Here is a 17,709-nt window from a genome sequence, read left to right on the forward strand (position 1 = left end):
CTCCCAAGCGTACAGGGAAGCACCGACTTTCGACCGGAAAGGAACCTCAGATAGCTGAGTACAGTGTCCTCAACGCGTCATCAAACTGTCTGTCTTCAACACCGATGAGGATCGATAGCTCGGAGGCGCCCTGCGTGATGATACGAATATTGATCTTCGCCCTGGCGAGTTTCGTGAATACCCTTGCGGCAATACCGGGTGTCGAAACCATGCCACGACCAACGACAGCGATCAGAGAGATCCCCTCTTCAACACTAACCGCATCTGGGTGGCAGAAGATCTTGATCTCTTCTACCACCTTAGCCAACTTGAAGCCGATCTCCTCGCTTCGAACCACAACAGAAACTGAATCAATCCCGGATGGAATATGCGCGATCGAAACACCATTGGTTTCAAACACCGAAACCAGCTTCCGCACAAAACCCTTCTCTTCGTCCATCAGGGTCTTCTCAAGTGTGAGGACCGTGAAGTGCTGCTTACCAGCAATACCCGTGATCCCGCTGTGTCCCACCCTGTCGCTATCAGGGACAATAAGTGTGCCTGGATCCTCCGGACGCTCGGTGTTGCGAACGTTGATCGGAATCGACTTCTCACGCACCGGGAAAATTGCTTCCTCATGGAGTACTGACGCCCCCATGTATGACAGTTCGCGCAGTTCCTTGTAGGAAACCGTCTCAATGGGCGCTGGGTTATTGACAACGCGCGGATCCGCCTGGAGAAACCCAGAAACATCCGTCCAGTTCTCATAGAGGTCGGCACCCACCGCACCTGCAACTATCGCGCCAGAGACATCGGAACCTCCCCGTGAGAATGTATGGATACTTCCATTCTGGTCGGCACCATAGAAACCTGGAATCACGGCTCGGTGGATTTCGCCGAGGACGTCCCCCAAACGCATCATCGTTGCATCAGCGTCATAGACTCCGTCACTGGAGAACACAACCACATCCGCTGCGTCGACAAACTCATAGCCGAGGAACTCTGCGAGGAGCAAACCATTGAGGTACTCCCCGCGACTAGCAACATGACCTTCCGAGGCTCCCTCGATGATCTCAGTACGAACCTGTTCGAGGGCGGCTTCCAGATCCTGCTTAAGTCCCAGACCTGTGTAGATATCGCGATACCTGTTTGCCACCAGGGTGAACACTTCCCCGAAATCGATGTTGTGTTCTGCGAGTTGGTGGCACATGTACAGCAAATCTGTCACCTTGTGGTCATCCTTGCGGCGCTTACCCGGAGCAGATGGAACGACGTATCGTCGCGCTTCGTCGCGCGCGATAATTTGCTTGGCAGCCGTGAAGTGCTCAGCGTCCGCCATGGACGACCCACCAAACTTTGCGACAACTACGCGTGACATCTAGAGACCTCTCCCATTGTGTATTGGCCGAGCCAAGTCTAGGGGGATGCCTGCATCGCGGGCGCTTGAGTTCGATTATTGGTCGCTTGCGGGGTAAAATCACCACGATCAACCATGTTGCACGGGCCATTGGACCCACGATGAAAGGACTGCGAGTGAGCGATAGCCACCACAGCGACCACAAAGAAAACTTGAACCGAAAAGAACGCCGCGGGGAGGCTCACGCGCTGCACGTCGACGCAGTTGACCTAAATACCGAGCTGCAGTCGGATCCAAACCTCGGGGAGTTCACCAAGGACAACATCCAGACGGGCGCGGGTGAACACACACCGGGATCAAACCCCAACCGCGAGTGGGCTGTCGATGAGCGCCAGGCACAGGACGACCTCGACGATCGTTCCTAATTTTCTCTCAGAGAGGACCCGCTACCCATGTGGTGGTGGGTCCTCTTTGATTAACCCCGGGACCACGTTGGTCCGGAGGAGTGGGACAAACTTTAAGTAGGGAAGAGGTGGGCTCAAGAATGGCCAAGCATCGCATTCGTAAGGCGTGGAAATCAATCACGGCACAGTCGCGTCTCTCCGTACCCCAGGTCAGCGCCACGGCCCTAGCGGCAATTACCATGGCGGTGGTCTCTTCCCGATTGACCTCGTTCTCTTCTTCAATTCTTATCGTCGGCCTCATTTCGGTTGTTTCCGCCCTCGCCAGCGAGTTTTACCGTATCCTTATCACCTCCAGTGCTGAGAAGACCAAGCAGGTTGTCGCACCAATACTGCCGGTTCTCGCAGGGGAGGAAAGAAGTCAGGGTGCGGAAGCCACTGCGGATGGCACTGAGACTGCGGTCCACACAGACCTGACGACAGCGCAGCCAACCACCCTGGACGACACGGTCGTCGCTCCGGTCGCTGATGTTGTATCCGGACACGTCACTGAGCCGTCCCACGAGGGGACCCCCGAACAGCAGTCCAAGCACCCGATTCTCAGCGCCGTCTTTCACAATCAGGTTGTCCAGATGTCTCTGATCTTCCTTGTTGTCGCGCTGATAACAGTTGGTATCTCATACGGCGTAGCGCGCGCTCAGGGCGGCGACCAGTTCAACAGCTACACAACTAACACTGTGGAGCAAACGCTCACGGATGAGCAGCGCCAAGCCCTGGTCGATGAGACGGTGCAGCGGGTGCAACAACAACTAGCCGAGCAGGACCAGAGCGCCGGACACACCGACGGTGACTCGGGCAGCCAAAGCGGAGCTGCCCCTTCGGATCTGACTCAGATTCTTCAAGAGAACGCACGCCTGCAAGAGGAAGTTGCGTCTTTGAGCGCGCTTCTTGAGACAGAGCAGCAGAAGACCGATGACCTTGCAGCCCGACTTGAAGCCCTGGAGCAACAGTTGGGCCAGCAACAGGAGACACCTAGTACCACTCCTGGCACCGGCACCGGCGGATAGCGGGCGGCGGCTACGCGCTCGCTACTGCCTCACCGAACCACTGGGTGATCGAGGTCGGGTGCGTGATAGCAGTTCCGACAACCGCGGCCCACGCACCAATCTCCATGACCTTCGCTGCCTGGGCGGGGGTGTGAACCCTTCCCTCACAGATGATCGGCAGCTCGGGGAACTCGGCAACGGCCTGCTCTAAGAGCTCAAAGTCCGGACCGTCGGTCTTGGGACGGGAGCCGGAGTAGCCCGACAGCGTGGTGGAAAGGATATCGAAACCAACCTCAGCTGCGGTGCGAATGTCCTCAATCGATCCGCAGTCTGCCATCGTTGAAATGCCCTGATCTCGAAGTGCTGCCACAGTCTGAGCCAGTGTCAGCCCATCGGGACGTGGGCGATCCGTGGCATCCAAAGCGACAATGTCGGAGCCCGCATAGGAGCAAGCGACCGCATGGCGCAGGGTGGGGGTGATGAAAACGCCCTCGTGTCCTTCTTTCCACAGGCCGATGACCGGGACCTCAACGCGGGTCTTGATGGCGGCAATATCTGCCAGACCTTGGCAGCGAATGGCGGCAGCTCCACCAATCTGTGCTGCGTGAGCAATCTGGGCCATGGTCTCTGGGTTACGCATTGGCTCACCCGGGTATGCCTGCACAGAGACGATGAGCCGTCCCCGAAGACCGTCAATTAGTGCACTGTTAGCCATCGCTACTCTCCAATTTCAAGTTGTTTGCTCGCCCAGTGGGCCGCGCCAATCAGTGGCGCTCCTCCGCCGAGGGTACCCCTCTTGATCTGCGTGGCGCTCACTGCTTTGAGGGCTTCAGTGTTGAAGCCTGTCTCGACTGCGTCCCACCAGACACGCCCAGAATTTGCGACTGAACCCGACACGATAATGACGTCCGGATCCCACACGTTTGCGAGTGCCCCCAGGGTCTCCCCCGTTGCCAATCCTGCTTCAGTAACCACGGTGACAGCCCCCTCTTCGCCGGCCTCGGCGAGGTCATCAACCGTCTTTGCATCGCGCTCTTGACCCGTGGCTTTCCCATATGCGCGGGTAATTGAGGGGCCGGAGGCGATCCCTTCAATATGCCCGCTAGTTCCGCACGAACACGGAATGCCGACGGCCCGATGTGCGGGGATATGTCCGAGATGCCCTGCGGCCCCGTTGGCGCCAAAGCGGACAGAGTCACCCTCAACGACTGCGCCGCCCACACCGGTTCCAATCCCGATTAGAAGGGATGACGCGTAGCCATCACCGGCACCATAAACATGTTCACCAAGCCCGTGAGCCTGGACATCCCCGAGGACGTACACCGGGAGACCAACGGCCTCGGACACCTGTTGTGCCAGTGCGGTTCCTGCCCAGCCTGAGATCAGGTCGGTGGCGGAGACAATCGTTCCGCTAACTGGATCAACCACTCCGGCACTTGCGATCGCAACAGCCAGAGGGCTAACCCCAGCCTCTCCCAGGACCTTGCGGACCAGGGTGATGACGGCGCCTACCACTGCCTCGGCACCCTCGGTCGCCGGGGTGGGGAGCTTCGTCTGGTTTGAGAGAACTGGCTGGGACCCCAGGGTCACCAGTGCCGCAGCGATCTTGGTCCCCCCGATATCGACCCCAACAAACGAGGACGGTCCCGCGTCAGAATTTCTCTTCATCACAAACTCCCCACCCTTCGCCGACATCCCTACGCTTCTTGGCTCAGTCGAGCAAACCGACCTCGGCCAAGACCTCCGCGATTGCCTCAACATTGCTTCCTGTCAACGAGGTGACGGGCTCGGGCATGTTGTTGGTTTCGAAAATGCCCATCAGGTTGAGGGCAGTCTTGAATGCACCGACACCTGCCCCAAACCCTGCAACGCCCTCGACCACCTGGGTGATCATCATGAGGCGGACCAGGCGATCCTGCTCCTCACGTACTGCGTCCCAATCGCCACGCTGGTAAGCATCCCACTGACGCACGTAGCCGTGCGGGTCGATGTTGGCGAGCCCGGGAACGGATCCGTCCGCACCAGACATGTATGCCCCATCAACGACGACCTCGTGCCCCGTCAGAAGCGCCAGCGGACTGCCGGCATCGCGGTTCTTGATGGAAAGGATGCGGAATGACACGTCATCGCCTGATGAATCCTTGATGCCGGCGAGGACGCCCTCTTCACCCAGACGCATCAGCATGTTCACACCGAGCTTGGTGTGAACACAGACGGGGATGTCGTATGCGTAGAGCGGAAGATCGATGTTGTCCGCGATCACCCGGAAGTGACGCTCAACCTCAGCCTCGCCACCAAGTGCGTAGAACGGTGCGGTCGCAACGATCCCCGCAGCCCCAAGCTCCTGGGCTCGCTGAGCATGCTCGATTACGCGGGTGGTCTGCATGTCGATGACGCCAACGACCACTGGAACACGACCAGCAGCGACCTCTACCGCAGCGGACGTTACCTCGTCGCGACGCTCGCTGGTGCTGAACGCGACCTCTCCTGAGGATCCCATGGCGAACAGCCCGTGGACCCCAGCGTCAATCATGCGGTTGGCGTTGCGAGCAAATGACTCGTAGTCGAAGTCTCCGCTGGCGGTCAGCGGTGTTACGACTGGAGGAATGACACCTGTAAGTGACATTGTTTCGGGCCTTTCTAGCCTGCGAGTGAGGTTGGGTGTAGTAGTGATGGCGCAGCACCAAGCAGTGTGCGCGTGTAGTCATCGGTTGGGTTCTCTAGGACCTGACGAGCAGGGCCTTCTTCAACGATCTTTCCGCCATTCATGACGATGATCGTGTCACTGACGTAGCGAACGGTTTGGATGTCATGGGAGATGAAGACCATTCCCAGGTTCAACTCGTTCTTCAGGTCGGTCAACAGGTTGAGAATCTGCGCACGGACTGAAACGTCAAGAGCCGAGGTCGGTTCGTCCGCGATAATCGCATCCGGGTTCAGAGCAAGGGCACGCGCAATCGCAACACGCTGACGCTGACCGCCCGAAAGCTGCCCAGGGAGTGCCTCCAAGGCGGACGTTGGCAGCCCCACCATGGAAAGCAGTTCCCGAACCCTCTTATTGCGTGACGCCTTGTCGCCGATCTTGTGGACATCCAGTGGGTCCCGCAACTGATCTTCAACCTTCATACGGGCATTCAGAGCAGTAGCTGGGTCCTGAAACACCACCGAGACGACGCGACCAATTTGTCGGCGGTCAGCAGCGGTGCGCTTCGTAACTTCGCGGCCCTTGAAGAAGACCTGACCCGAGGTCGGTGCCTGCAACCCACACATGACGTTGGCCGTTGTGGATTTGCCAGATCCGGACTCACCGACCAAACCGATGGTCTCCCCTTGGAACAGGGACAGGCTGACATCTTGAACCGCTTTGACATACGTTGGGTTGAAGATCGTTCCCGCGCGAGTCCTGAAGGTGACATCAACGTTGCGCAACTCAATGATCGGTGTGCGGTCATCGGCATGCGCCTTGAAAGGAAGCGCGGTTGCTTCCGATCCGGCTACGGCCTCAGACTTCTTACTGTTTTCCTTAGCCACCGTCACTGACCTTCCTTCGTATTGGTGTCGCTGCTATCAGATCCACCTTGGTTCGAAGTTGCACCAACCAGGTTTGACTTGGTCGGCTCGACTTCAATCTCCTGAGTGCCGACGCCCTCGTTCAAAACGACCGCGTAACGGTGGTCATTGCCAACATCAACCAACTGTGGACGCTCGCCGGTCCACGCCTCCGGGTGAGAGGAACGCGGAGCAAAGCGGTCACCCTCTGGGAAGTCGCGTGGCGACGGGACAACACCGGGAACCTGATGCAGACGTCCCGCTCCGCCCTCGATCGAAAGAACCGAGCCAAGTAGGCCGCGGGTGTATTCGTGACGCGGGTCCGTGAGGATCTCACGTACGGGCGCCTGCTCAACAACCTGCCCGGCGTACATGACTGTGACGCTATGGGCAACTTCGGCGACGAGGGCGAGGTCGTGACTGACGAAGATCATCGCGAATCCCAGCTTCTCTCGCAGCTGGTTCAGAAGCTCAATAACCTGCTTCTGCACCGTCACGTCGAGTGCCGTTGTTGGCTCATCCGCGATCACAAGCTTCGGGTCACGAGTCAGAGCCATAGCGATCAGTACGCGCTGACGCTGCCCACCTGAGAGTTCGTGCGGGTAGGAGTCCAGGGTCCTCTTGGGATCCAGGCCCACCAACTCGAGCAGCTCGTGTGCCGTGCGTGTACCGCCACGCTTCGTGAGTTGCTTCATCTGAGCGCGGATCAGCATCGACGGGTTGAGGCTGGAGAGCGCATCCTGGTAGATCATGGCGATCTCATTGCCGCGCAGTGACTGACGCTCCTTGGGGGACATTGACAGAAGGTTCTTACCCCCATAGAAGATCTCGCCGGAAACATTGGCGTTCTTGTCCAAGAGGCCCGTGATTGCCAGAGCGGTAATCGACTTACCCGATCCGGATTCACCCACCAGACCCATGGTCTCCCCCGGGCGTACCGAGAATGAGATGTGGTCGATCACGTCGACGTCACCGTGGCGTGGGAAGCGGATGCAGAGATCCTTGACTTCGAGAAGAGGTGGAACGTCCTCGGTGAAAACCAACCGGTCTGTCCGCTGCAACTCGACTTCTCGCAGTTGCGAGAGCGTCGCCTCCAGCGATTCAGCCTGTTCTGCGTGAGCGCGGACAGGATCAACGAGAAGCTTGTCTGCTTCGCGGTCACCCGCGGTCTCATCAGCCTTGGGGGCATTCCTCGAAGGAGCGGCCACGAGGCCGTCCGTAAGACCCTCGGAAAGGATGTTCAGCGAAAGTACGGTGAACATGATCGCCAGGCCGGGGAACAGTGCCTGCCACCAACGACCCGACAACACGCCACTTCGAGCGTCAGCGAGGATATTGCCCCACGTTGCTGTGGGCTCCTGGATACCAGCCTGAATAAATGACAGGGAGGCCTCAAAGATGATCGCATCTGCGACGAGGACGGTTGCGAAGACAAGGACCGGAGCAATCGTGTTGCGCACGACGTGCTTGATAAGGATCCAGTGTGCCCGGGCGCCCGAAACCACCGCTGCCTTGACATAGTCTTCGCCGTACTCGGAGATGACATTCGCCCTGACGATACGTGTGAGTTGCGGGATGTAGAGGAAGCCGATCGCAAAGATGATGACCACCAGGGAGTTACCGAACACCGACACGAACACGGCTGCAAGTGCAATGCCCGGGAAGGACATGATGACATCCATGACGCGCATCGTCACTTCGGAAGCGGCCTTGTTGGTCACTGCTGCGAAGGAGCCAATTACGGCGCCTAGGACCAGCGCGAACAACGTGGCTCCGAGGCCAATGATCAGTGAGAAACGAGCTCCGTAGATCATGCGGGAGAGGACGTCTCGCCCCTTTTCATCAGTTCCGAAGAGGAACTCTGACGAAGGTGGCTGGCGAGCAGTGAAGATCTCGATTGGGTTATGTGGCGCGATAACGGGAGCGAAGATCGCACAGAGCACGATCAGTGCCAAGACAATGAGGGAGATACGGGATCCCCACGACATTGCGCGCCAGCGCTTGAAGCGGACTTTCCCTCCGCTTTCTTCCATTCGCTTGGTGAGATTCTTTCTTAGCACGTCACACCGTCCGAATCCGCGGGTTGATGAGAATGTAGAGCATGTCAACAACAATGTTGATGATGATGAAGGCCAGGGCAACCACGAGGGTTACACCCTGCACCAGGGTCGGGTAGTTCTGCTGCACGCCCTGGAGGATCGCCATGCCCATACCTGGAAGGTTAAAGATGACCTCGATGACAACCGCGCCACCAATGAGGTAACCGATGCGTAGGCCCAGGACTGTGATGGGGGTGATGAGTGCGTTGCGGAACACGTTGCGAGCAACCACAACCGGCTTGGGAACGCCAGCACCGAGTGCGGTGCGCACGTAGTCCTTATCAAGTTCCTCGACCATTGAGGTACGGATAACGCGAGTTAGCGAACCCGCGACGGGGACTCCAAGAGCGACAACTGGCAGGGTCATTCGCGCCAGCCAGGCACCGGGGTCCTCACCAAATGAAGGAAGTGGTCCAGAAGCCGGAAGCCATCCGAGGGAAACTGAGAAGAAGAGGATCATCAGGACAGCCAGCCAGAATGAAGGCGTTGCGATAAAGGCTGTGGAGATGACGCGGATGACCTGGTCTGGCCAGCGGTCGCGGAACAGTGCGGCAATCACGCCGAAGATTACTGCGATGATGACCGCGAAGATGAGGCCGAGGAAGGTTAGCTGCATCGTGACAACAAATGCGCTGCTGACCTTATCCGCAACGGATGCTTGGTTGGCGCCGTAGGTACCGAGGTCTCCGGTAAAGAGCCCGCCCACGAAGCTGATGTAGCGAGTAAACCAGGGATCATTGAGGCCATGCGCTTGGCGGTAGGCCTCAAGGGCTTCGGGTGAAGCGCCTTCGCCAAGTGCCGAGTAGGCCGGGTCGATCTTTGAAAAGGACATGAGGAAGAAGACCAGGAAGGTTACGCCCAAGATCATGATTGGCAGGGCGACCAACCGTCTTCCGATTAGACGGATGAGATTATTCAAGCCAGTGCTCCAGTGACAGTAAGGGGTGGGGCGGAGCATTTGCTCCGCCCCACTTGACTACTTACTTGGTCGAAACTCCGATGAAGTTCAGGCCAGTCGTGCCGATCGGCACGAAGTTGTTGAGTTGATCAGCGTGGTATCCGGTGATCATGTTGCGGTGGAACAGTGGGTAGAGCGGAACCTCTTCAGAGAGGAGGTCGTATGCCTGGTTCCAGCTGTCCTGCTGTGCTTCGCCCTCGGACGCTACAGCAGCGTCAAGCAGCTCGTGGAGCTTGTTGTAGCCATCAGAACCGAACCACTGGGTGCGGGAGTGGGTCCAGGTGTTGTCGCCGTACCACCAGTTCATCAGCAGATCGGGGTCGTTACCGAAGACCGAGGGGTCACCCGGTGCGAGAACGGCGTCGAACTGGGGATCCTCAACGTCGGTGTTGTTGGCGTAGAGGGAAGACGATGCTTCGGACTGAATGGTGGTGTTGATGCCCACGGCGTCGAGGTCGTTCTTGACCTGGGGTGCCAGTGCGGTGATCCATGGGTGATCTGTGGTCAGAAGCGTGATGTCGATCGAGTCAACGCCGGCTTCCTTGAGGAGTTCCTTTGCCTTCTCAGGATCGTACGTGAACACCGTCGATGCCTCGTTGTAGTTGGCGTGAGTTGCAGGCAGGAAGGAAGTTGCTGCGGTTGCCTCACCAGACATTGCGTTTGAGATCAGCTTGTCAACGTCGATGGCATAGAAGAATGCCTGGCGAACACGAGCGTCATCGAAAGGAGCCTTCTTGGTGTTGAACATCAGGAAGGGGAGTGCGAAGCCCTGAACTGATTCAACGGTTGCGCCTGCGCCTTCAAGCTGTGCGCGGACGTCAGCCGGGACGGCTTCCATGACCTGAACAGAGCCCTCTTGAAGAGCGGTGGTGCGTGCGGTGTCATCCTTGATGATGTCGACGATCATTGCCTCGTCTTCGGCTGGGAAGTCACCGTTGTAGTTCTCATTCGGTGACATGTGGATCTTCTGCTCGTCAATCGAGTCGTACTTCCACGGGCCGGTGCCCACTGGCATCGCGGTCATTTCTTCCTGGGTCGAGGAAGCAGGGACGATCTTGATCAGTGTGAGACGTTCCTTCACCAGGCCGAACGGCTTGGAGAGGCTGATCGTGACTGTGGTGTCGTCCTTCGCGGTGATGTCGTCAATGAAGTCGAGCATCGAAACGTAGAGGTTGCCCTCTGCGGTGGCGCGCTTATAGGACTCAACAACATCGGCGGAGGTGACTGGAGTTCCATCAGAGAACTTCGCGTCATCACGCAGCGTTACTTCGTACTCGGTGTCTGAGACCTCTACCAAGTCGTCATCCTTGGCGAGAGCCTTGAATGGTTCGTAGGTGTGCAGGTCGAGCTCGTAGAGACCCTCCATGACCTGCCAGTTGGTGCCCATTGCCAGCGCCGAGGACGTGGACGAAGGATCGTAGTTGGTGGTTTCGTATGCTGCGGCAGCGGTGATTGTGCCGCTTCCTGCTGCGCCGCCTTCTGAACCCGCATCACCACTTTCCGGTGTGGCCGGGGTGCTTCCCCCACCACTGCACGCGGCAAGTGACAAGGCTGCGGTTGCCGCGAATGCGGTTAGCGCAAAGCGTCGTTTCTTTGATACTGACATCTTGGGTTTCTCCCCTTATCTCTCCATTGAGGCCGCCGAGCGTGATTTCAACATATGCTGAACCCAACCCAGTCTCTAAATGCCCTGGTATAGTGAATCATAAGATGTCTGACAAATATTTACAACAGTCCGTTGCCGAATTGTTATCAAGTGTTGCAGTGCCACAGCCGGCACCGATCAATACCTTGAACCGATCCGCCGCGACGATGAACGCTGTCAAAGCGCATATCCTTTCTAACAACCTCGCGCCGGGAGACCCCCTCCCTACCGAGGCTGCACTTGCCGCTGATCTCGGCGTTTCCCGCTCATCAGTCAGGGAGGCGCTCCGCAAACTGGAAGCTCTCGACATCGTTGGGGTCAAGCAGGGATCCGGAAGTTTCGTCGGCAACATGTCCCTCGAACCCATGGTTGAAACCCTTGTGTTACGTGCCTCACTGTCCGAGGCCGGCAACCGTGACTTCCTCCGCGAGGTTGCGGAGGCGCGCCAGGCAATGGACCTGGGAATGGCGTCCACCGTCGTCGATGCACATAAGGGCAAACCTGACGAAGCCCTGCAAGAGCTAGTGGAAGAGATGGTGTCCCTTTCCAAACAGGGCCACGGCTTCATGAACCAGGACATCGCATTCCACCGCACCCTCTTGGCGCCGCTCAGCAACCAACTGCTGCGCCAGATGTATCAGTCCTTCTGGTTGGTGCACACGTCAATCATTCCTAACCTTGAATCCGAAACAGAAGGATCGGGCTTGCGGACTGCCTACAGCCACCGCCACATGCTCGACGCTGCAACAGACGGTGACGTTGATGCCTACCGCGCCGCTGTGGTGGAGCACTACGAACCCCTGCTGGAGATCCTCAGCTAGGTCGCCGGCCAAACGCGCGCACAAAAAGTGCTCCTACCTGGATGATGTTCGAAACTCGTCACCGGCGTTGAGATCGTTGATTTCACGGGCAAGTGTGGGTATCTCGAAGGTGCGGGAGCTGGGCGTTCGGACTCCTATTCTGGACTCTCGAGGCCGAGTCATTGAGTCGGTTGGGAGGGTTCAAACCTCTGTCACCCCAGAAATGATCGTTCAGATGGTCGAGTTGTACGAGGCCGGAACGAGTGCCCGCCAGGTCGGTCTTGAAGTGGGGCTACATCGCGAGGCAGTGATGCGTCATCTTCGCAATGCGGGTGCACGGCTCCGGCGGCAGGGGTTGGATGCGGAGGCTGTCGAACGGGCGCGGGAGCTCTACTTGTCGGGGAAGACTCTTGCGCAGGTCGGTGCGGTTCTCGGAGTTACCCAAGGCACGGTCGGTCGCCATCTCCGCAATAGTGGTGTGCTGTTGCGTCCTCCGCTGTTTCCTGCCACAGCAGCCTTGCCTGGTGCATGATCGTTCCCGTACCTCCCAGATAGTACGACTGGAGCACAGAAGAGGTACGGGCCATGACTGATATTGATGAGGCACCCGAGGATGCGCGCTTTGCGAGGGTGATGCTCGCTATCGCTTCGGAACCGGGAGATGCGGTGACGGGCAGGCTCATCCGCGCGGTAGGACCGAGTGAGACGGTGCGGCTTGCGATGGAACTGACTGACGCTGATTTGTCGGTACGCACGGACGTCGACGCATGGCGGCAGCGACTTCGGTCTCGGTTGAGTGAGGACCACGCTCGACAGACGATGGAGACGTCCGATCAGCTCGGGATGCGGATTCTCGTTCCTGGCGATGAGGGATGGCCGGAATCCATGCTGCGGTGGCATGATCATGGGCCGATCGCGCTGTGGGTGATGGGTGCAGTCGAGCACTTGTCTGCGCCGTCTTCGGTGGGGCTCATCGGTGCGCGGGCAGCGACTGGTTACGGCACGTATATCGCGGGAGAGCTCGCGTCAGGATCTGTCGATGCTGGAGATATGGTCGTCTCGGGCGGTGCGTATGGAATCGATGCGGCTGCGCATCGTGCTGCACTCATCGCAGGCGGCACGACGGTAGCGGTGCTGGCTGGAGGGCTCGACCGGCTCTACCCGGCCGGCAATCAGCAACTGCTTGAACAGATCGCCCAGACCGGAACGCTGGTAAGCGAACTCCCACCCGGGGCTTCACCGACGAAGCACCGATTCGAGCAACGAGGCAGACTCATCGCTGCCTTGTCTTCTGCGGTGGTGGTGGTTGAGGCCGGATACCGTTCCGGGGCACTCGTCACTGCCGCACAGGCGATGGAGATTGGCCGCAAGGTGGGCGCGGTACCGGGTCCGATCACCAGCGCTGCTTCTGCGGGCTGCCACCGTTTGATGCGTGACGAGATTGCAGAAGTCGTGACGGGGATGGACGACGTCACCATGATGCTGCGACGTGCCGGAGCCTATCCACCGAGAACCCTGACTCCTGACGTGTCTGCGTCTGTGCTGGTTTCGCCGTCGACTTCTCCTGCACGCACTACGGAGCTGAGTCGGTAACAAGACCGAAAGGCGGAGCGAACCGTGATGGATCGATCATTGAATGACGGGCGACAGTTCGGCCCGTATGGACAAGAGTTGTTCGACGACCATGTGTCGCAACTGCTGGAAGGGGGCGGCCTCGTGAGACGACTCGGCAACGCCCATGCCCCAAGAGTGGGTTGGGCGGACCTATCGGCGAGGATCGGCCGTAACGACAAGCCGGGGGTACTGTTCGCCGCCGTTATCACTGGGGCTCTCACTGACCGGGAACTTCGCAGGGGGCTCGAGGACACCTGGACGACGTGTGAGTGGCCGGGACGGGCTGCGGATCATGAGGTGTGGGTGCAGCTGTTTGAACTCGCGGGCGTCGACGAAGACCACTACTTGCACGAGACCGAGGTGCGCGACCGGGCACGGCTGCCGGAGTCGGTGCAACTGTTTCGTGCCGCGGCGGAGGGGCACCAGACGGGGTTTTCGTGGACGACGAGTTTTGAGCGGGCGCACTGGTTCGCCACCCGGCTCGGCGCACTCGGCGGTCGCCACCACGAGATCTATGAGGCAGCGGTGCCGCGGGAGGCGGTGCTCGCCACGTTCCACGCCACCCGCGGTGAGCACGAGTACGTCATCGATACTGGACGCCTCGACAAAGTCATCCCTGATGCTGTGGAGCCTGCCGAGTGGGAGTACCTCCTGGAAGAGGAGAACCGTCTGCGCGCTACCGACGAGTAGCGGCGGACGGTCAGATCCGCAGGCGAGTTAGCTGCTGGCGGGTACCGCCTCCCAGGTCTCTGCAGCCCTTCGGTTGTGGCGGCGGGCGCGTGCTTCCTGGTAGCGGACGCGAGCCAGAAGGACGACGCTGATGGGTCCCATGAGGATGAATTTCAGCGCATTCCACAGGAAGAGGAAAAACAGCAGGTAGAGCCATTCGCTCCACCCGTGACCGATGAGGGTGGTGCAGGTGACGGCGGCGAAGAGATAAACGGCTCTTCTGTAAGTTGTTTATTGGCTGGTCTGGGACTGGCTGGCAGGATGGGTGTAGTTTTGGAGGTTTCGGAATCCTAGGGCTATGCCGCGGAGGTGTTCGAGGCGGCCGTTGATGGCTTCGGTTGGCCCGTTAGAGGAGTGGGGGTGGGTGAAGTAGGCCAGGATGTCATTGCGGCGCTTGTGTAGCGTTCGTGCTAGGGAACGTAGCTCGGGATTTCCCCGCGTGGTATCGGCGTTGAGGGCGTCAATGATGCAGGCGAGTTTCTCGCGTCCTTGCAGTCTTTTCGGGTTTTCGTAGGCGTTGATCACTGCTTGGTAGAGACTCCATATTCGTGTCAGGGCCTCGTACCTGGGGTTTTGGATGATGGCATCAACTTTGGGTGCAGCCGTTTCACTTAACAGTTTGTTACGGGTCAGGAGCAAGCGGCGCACCTGGTAGAGAGGATCATTTTTTCGTCCTCTACGTCCCAGGGTCTCTTGTTGCAGTCTTTGGCGGCAGTGGGTGACTTTGTCGCCCACTAGGCGTACCACGTGGAAGGGATCCATTACTGTTGCAGCGGTTCTGAGGACTTCTCGCACTGCGCTTTTATAGCCAGTGAATCCATCCATTGCCACGGTTTTCACGTTTAACCTGAACTTGGTGTCGCGTGCTTGTAACCAGGTTTTCAGCACTTGTTTAGATCGGCCCGCAACCATGTCTAACAGGCGCGCCGGTCTGCCATCGCGGCGTGGGGTTAGGTCAATGATGACGGTTACGAACCGGTCTGAGCGCCATCCCACGTGCCGCCAGCAGTGTTCATCCACCCCGATGGTGGTGACCCCATCAAAACGGGTGGGATCACTAATCAACTGCGTGTAACCGGCTTCTAAGACCGCCTCGTTGACGGTGTTCCATGCCGTCCCCAGATTCCGTGCTACAGCGTTGATACTGAGCCCGTCTAATACCACTGATACCAGAGCCCAGTTGATAGCCGCCCGCGTGAGTTTCGAGCCGGCAGGCACCAAATCCGCTGGCACTTGTTCCGACCAATAGGTTTGACACAGTGTGCAAGAAAAGCACCGTAAACGTAGTAGTAGACGCACCGGTCGGGACCCGTTTGGGGCATGAAATAACTGACGAGAACGACTCCCACGAGAGTTGGCCTGGCACCCACAAGAGCGGCACCACCAATCCGGTTGTGTCAGACGAACCTCGAAAATGAGGACTTGCCGGTCTCCTTGCTGAATTGTTGTTTGACCAGTGATCACCACCTGACTGCTATCAAGACGGAATGCAGACTCTAGACACGGCACACTAAACTGATACACAGACCCTCCGGGCAGCAGATGCAGATTTTGAACACCTACATCCTGCCAGCCAGAGGGTCACTCACACCCACAATCCCAACACCACCTACAGTCCCTTTTGCGAAGAGCCGGATTACTGCCAGCGCTGCAAACGTTGCCGCGAGAACGAGGCCAGCAGAGGTGATGACACCCCCGGTGGTGGAGAGTCCGCGAAGCACACCGTCGCGAGTGCCGTGGGTGAGCGATTCTTCCCGAACCCGGGTCATCAAGAAGATGTTGTAGTCGATACCGAGTGCGACAAGGAATACGAAACCGAAAAGCGGCACCGCGGCGTCTGCGCCTGGGAACTGGAAGACTCCGTTAAAGACCAGTGCCGAGATCCCGAGAGCGGTACCAAATGAGATCACCGTGGTCAGAATAAGAAGCACCGGGGCGAGGATTGATCGCAAGAGCAGCATCAATATCAGCAGGATAACGATGAGCAAGATCGGGATGATCAGGTTTCGGTCGTGGATCGAGGCATCGTTTGTGTCGATTGCGGTCGCGGTGACACCGCCAACGATTCCTATCCCGGCAAGGTCACTTCGCAGTTCACGGACAGTCTGCTCTGCGGCAGGAGAGTCGGCCACATCGGTGAGGGTCGCTTGCAACAAAACTTGCCCACTGGCCACCGTAGGGGCTGGCGCAGCTGTTCCGGGCGGGCCAAAGGCCGTTATTCCCTCATTCGTGACCTGAGCGGTGCCGCTCGGAGAGTCGGCTGTGGTGATCGCAACCGACTCGACCCCATCGGACCTGAGGAGTACATCGGCAACTTCTTGCAGCTGATCCTGCTCGGTCACTACGTAGGTTGGGCTTCCTGATCCACCCGGGAAGTGTTTGCCGAGAGCGACCTGTCCGTCGCGAGCTTGCGACTGACCAAGGACCAGATCGCTTTGCGCAACACCGGTAGCCTGCAACTGTGTCAGGCCGAATGCGCCGACAATCAAGATGACAGTAGTAGTCACCCAAATAGCGCGCGGCCGCCGGCGAATCTGTCCGGCCAGCCATGCCCAGATTCCGGTCGTGTGCATACCGTCCTCAAGGCGGGCAATATCTGGCTCGTAGTGGGGGCGCTTCGGCCAGAAGGCGCTACGACCAAAGCTAAACAGGATGGCAGGCAACAGTGTGAGGGCGGAGAGCATTGCGAACGCGATACCGATTGCCGCGACTGGGCCTAGGGTGCTATTGGACTTGAGATCGCTCAGCAGCAGGCACAGCAGGCCGGCAATCACAGTGCTTCCTGAGGCCAGAATCGGCTCGAACGAACCCTTGAGTGCGGCCATCGTTGCATCCCACTTGTGCTGGTTCGTTCTGAGTTCTTCGCGGTAGCGAGCGGTGTACAGCAGTGCGTAATCAGTGGCGGCACCAATCACGAGAATGAACAGGATCCCCTGTGTCTGGCCACTGAGTAGCAGGATCCCCGCTTTGGCGAGCCACCACACCGTCAGTAAGGCCACACACAGCGCGAATAAGCTCGTCGAGAGCACAGCCACTGGAAGCAGAAGTGACCGGTACACGAGTATGAGTATTACGAACACTGCAATCAGAGCCACTAACAGCAGGAGACCGTCGATGCCACTAAACGCATCTACGAGGTCAGCGGTAAACCCTGCAGGTCCCGTGACGTATGCCGTGACGCCCTCTGGCAGGTTCTTACCGATGGCGTTCCGCATCGAATCGACCACATCGCCAATTTCTCCGCTGCTGTTGATGGGCACGAACACTTGCGCTGCGTGTCCGTCTTCCGATGGAAGGAGCGGAGAAGTTCGGCTGTCGACGCCGTCGAGTTGACTGATACTGTCGAGCTCGGTCTGCAAGGCAGCCATGGTGGTGTCATTAATCTTGGAGTCGCTAGTGAAGATGAGGACAGCGGGGATGCTGTCACTGTCACGGAAATCCCCGAGAACTTTTTGTACGGTGGTAGCGTCAGCGCTGGTTGGCAGATAGCTGGTCTGATCGTTCGATGACACCTCACCGACCTTCCCGAAGT

At 58.5% G+C, this 17,709-nt stretch carries 16 protein-coding genes; 6 read left to right on the forward strand and 10 right to left on the reverse strand.

Annotated features, from left to right (window positions below):
* Positions 1-46: 46 nt before the first annotated feature.
* A complete protein-coding gene (locus tag IDL90_RS09830; protein WP_182141853.1) occupies positions 47-1,357 on the reverse strand; it encodes an aspartate kinase in 1,311 nt (436 codons plus the stop codon).
* 155 nt (positions 1,358-1,512) lie between these two features.
* Between IDL90_RS09830 and IDL90_RS09835 the strand changes: the two genes are divergently transcribed.
* Both IDL90_RS09835 and IDL90_RS09840 read left to right on the forward strand, forming a co-directional pair.
* Complete coding sequence (locus tag IDL90_RS09835) at positions 1,513-1,761, forward strand: hypothetical protein (protein WP_182141852.1); 249 nt, start codon at positions 1,513-1,515, stop codon at positions 1,759-1,761.
* A 119-nt stretch (positions 1,762-1,880) separates the two neighbouring features.
* A complete protein-coding gene (locus IDL90_RS09840) occupies positions 1,881-2,804 on the forward strand; it encodes a hypothetical protein (RefSeq protein WP_182141851.1) in 924 nt (307 codons plus the stop codon).
* Positions 2,805-2,814: 10 nt separating this feature from the next.
* On the opposite strand, the gene IDL90_RS09845 is transcribed toward IDL90_RS09840, so the two are convergent.
* The 7 genes from IDL90_RS09845 to IDL90_RS09875 all read right to left on the reverse strand — a co-directional run bounded on the left by IDL90_RS09845 (position 2,815) and on the right by IDL90_RS09875 (position 10,995).
* Positions 2,815-3,498 (reverse strand): N-acetylmannosamine-6-phosphate 2-epimerase, encoded by a 684-nt coding sequence (locus tag IDL90_RS09845; protein ID WP_187994384.1) that lies wholly within the window; start codon positions 3,496-3,498, stop codon positions 2,815-2,817.
* Between the two features lie 2 nt (positions 3,499-3,500).
* Entirely contained in the window at positions 3,501-4,451 is a 951-nt protein-coding gene (locus IDL90_RS09850; RefSeq protein WP_187994385.1) for an ROK family protein, read from the reverse strand.
* Positions 4,452-4,494: 43 nt separating this feature from the next.
* Positions 4,495-5,409, reverse strand: a complete 915-nt coding sequence (locus IDL90_RS09855; RefSeq protein ID WP_187994386.1) for a dihydrodipicolinate synthase family protein — start codon at positions 5,407-5,409, stop codon at positions 4,495-4,497.
* A 14-nt stretch (positions 5,410-5,423) separates the two neighbouring features.
* On the reverse strand, positions 5,424-6,221 hold the full coding sequence (locus IDL90_RS09860; RefSeq protein ID WP_316930291.1) for an ABC transporter ATP-binding protein: 798 nt from the start codon (positions 6,219-6,221) through the stop codon (positions 5,424-5,426).
* Positions 6,222-6,316: 95 nt separating this feature from the next.
* Complete coding sequence (locus IDL90_RS09865; protein ID WP_187994387.1) at positions 6,317-8,365, reverse strand: dipeptide/oligopeptide/nickel ABC transporter permease/ATP-binding protein; 2,049 nt, start codon at positions 8,363-8,365, stop codon at positions 6,317-6,319.
* Between the two features lie 28 nt (positions 8,366-8,393).
* Positions 8,394-9,350: an ABC transporter permease gene (locus IDL90_RS09870; RefSeq protein ID WP_187994388.1), complete on the reverse strand. Its 957-nt coding sequence runs from the start codon at positions 9,348-9,350 to the stop codon at positions 8,394-8,396.
* A gap of 61 nt (positions 9,351-9,411) precedes the next feature.
* Positions 9,412-10,995: an ABC transporter substrate-binding protein gene (locus tag IDL90_RS09875; protein ID WP_187994389.1), complete on the reverse strand. Its 1,584-nt coding sequence runs from the start codon at positions 10,993-10,995 to the stop codon at positions 9,412-9,414.
* Between the two features lie 104 nt (positions 10,996-11,099).
* On the opposite strand from IDL90_RS09875, the gene IDL90_RS09880 reads away from it, so the two are divergent.
* The 4 genes from IDL90_RS09880 (at position 11,100) to IDL90_RS09895 (ending at position 14,138) form a co-directional block, all read left to right on the forward strand.
* Positions 11,100-11,855 (forward strand): FadR/GntR family transcriptional regulator, encoded by a 756-nt coding sequence (locus tag IDL90_RS09880; RefSeq protein WP_262509019.1) that lies wholly within the window; start codon positions 11,100-11,102, stop codon positions 11,853-11,855.
* A 202-nt stretch (positions 11,856-12,057) separates the two neighbouring features.
* Positions 12,058-12,366 carry a hypothetical protein gene (locus tag IDL90_RS09885; protein WP_187994390.1) on the forward strand — a complete coding sequence of 103 codons (309 nt, stop codon included), beginning with the start codon at positions 12,058-12,060 and terminating at the stop codon, positions 12,364-12,366.
* 53 nt (positions 12,367-12,419) lie between these two features.
* Positions 12,420-13,427, forward strand: a complete 1,008-nt coding sequence (gene dprA / locus IDL90_RS09890) for a DNA-processing protein DprA (RefSeq protein WP_187994391.1) — start codon at positions 12,420-12,422, stop codon at positions 13,425-13,427.
* Positions 13,428-13,454: 27 nt separating this feature from the next.
* Complete coding sequence (locus tag IDL90_RS09895) at positions 13,455-14,138, forward strand: hypothetical protein (RefSeq protein WP_187994392.1); 684 nt, start codon at positions 13,455-13,457, stop codon at positions 14,136-14,138.
* Positions 14,139-14,408: 270 nt separating this feature from the next.
* Here IDL90_RS09895 and IDL90_RS09900 read toward each other — a convergent pair whose 3' ends face one another.
* Positions 14,409-15,701 carry an ISL3 family transposase gene (locus tag IDL90_RS09900; RefSeq protein ID WP_187994393.1) on the reverse strand — a complete coding sequence of 431 codons (1,293 nt, stop codon included), beginning with the start codon at positions 15,699-15,701 and terminating at the stop codon, positions 14,409-14,411.
* A gap of 35 nt (positions 15,702-15,736) precedes the next feature.
* A complete protein-coding gene (locus tag IDL90_RS09905) occupies positions 15,737-17,689 on the reverse strand; it encodes an efflux RND transporter permease subunit (protein WP_316930275.1) in 1,953 nt (650 codons plus the stop codon).
* Positions 17,690-17,709 lie beyond the last annotated feature (20 nt).

Origin of the sequence: Schaalia sp. JY-X159 (genome assembly GCF_014525425.1) — a bacterium.
Lineage (GTDB): Bacteria > Actinomycetota > Actinomycetes > Actinomycetales > Actinomycetaceae > Scrofimicrobium.

Bases quoted from the DNA above. Each gene is read 5' to 3' on its own strand.
- IDL90_RS09865 (WP_187994387.1), bottom strand. From the start codon at position 8,365: ATGGAAGAAAGCGGAGGGAAAGTCCGCTTCAAGCGCTGGCGCGCAATG.
- IDL90_RS09875 (WP_187994389.1), bottom strand. From the start codon at position 10,995: ATGTCAGTATCAAAGAAACGACGCTTTGCGCTAACCGCATTCGCGGCA.
- IDL90_RS09895 (WP_187994392.1), top strand. From the start codon at position 13,455: ATGGATCGATCATTGAATGACGGGCGACAGTTCGGCCCGTATGGACAA.
- dprA (WP_187994391.1), top strand. From the start codon at position 12,420: ATGACTGATATTGATGAGGCACCCGAGGATGCGCGCTTTGCGAGGGTG.
- IDL90_RS09855 (WP_187994386.1), bottom strand. From the start codon at position 5,409: ATGTCACTTACAGGTGTCATTCCTCCAGTCGTAACACCGCTGACCGCC.
- IDL90_RS09880 (WP_262509019.1), top strand. From the start codon at position 11,100: ATGTCTGACAAATATTTACAACAGTCCGTTGCCGAATTGTTATCAAGT.
- IDL90_RS09840 (WP_182141851.1), top strand. From the start codon at position 1,881: ATGGCCAAGCATCGCATTCGTAAGGCGTGGAAATCAATCACGGCACAG.
- IDL90_RS09830 (WP_182141853.1), bottom strand. From the start codon at position 1,357: ATGTCACGCGTAGTTGTCGCAAAGTTTGGTGGGTCGTCCATGGCGGAC.
- IDL90_RS09850 (WP_187994385.1), bottom strand. From the start codon at position 4,451: ATGAAGAGAAATTCTGACGCGGGACCGTCCTCGTTTGTTGGGGTCGAT.
- IDL90_RS09885 (WP_187994390.1), top strand. From the start codon at position 12,058: ATGATCGTTCAGATGGTCGAGTTGTACGAGGCCGGAACGAGTGCCCGC.
- IDL90_RS09845 (WP_187994384.1), bottom strand. From the start codon at position 3,498: ATGGCTAACAGTGCACTAATTGACGGTCTTCGGGGACGGCTCATCGTC.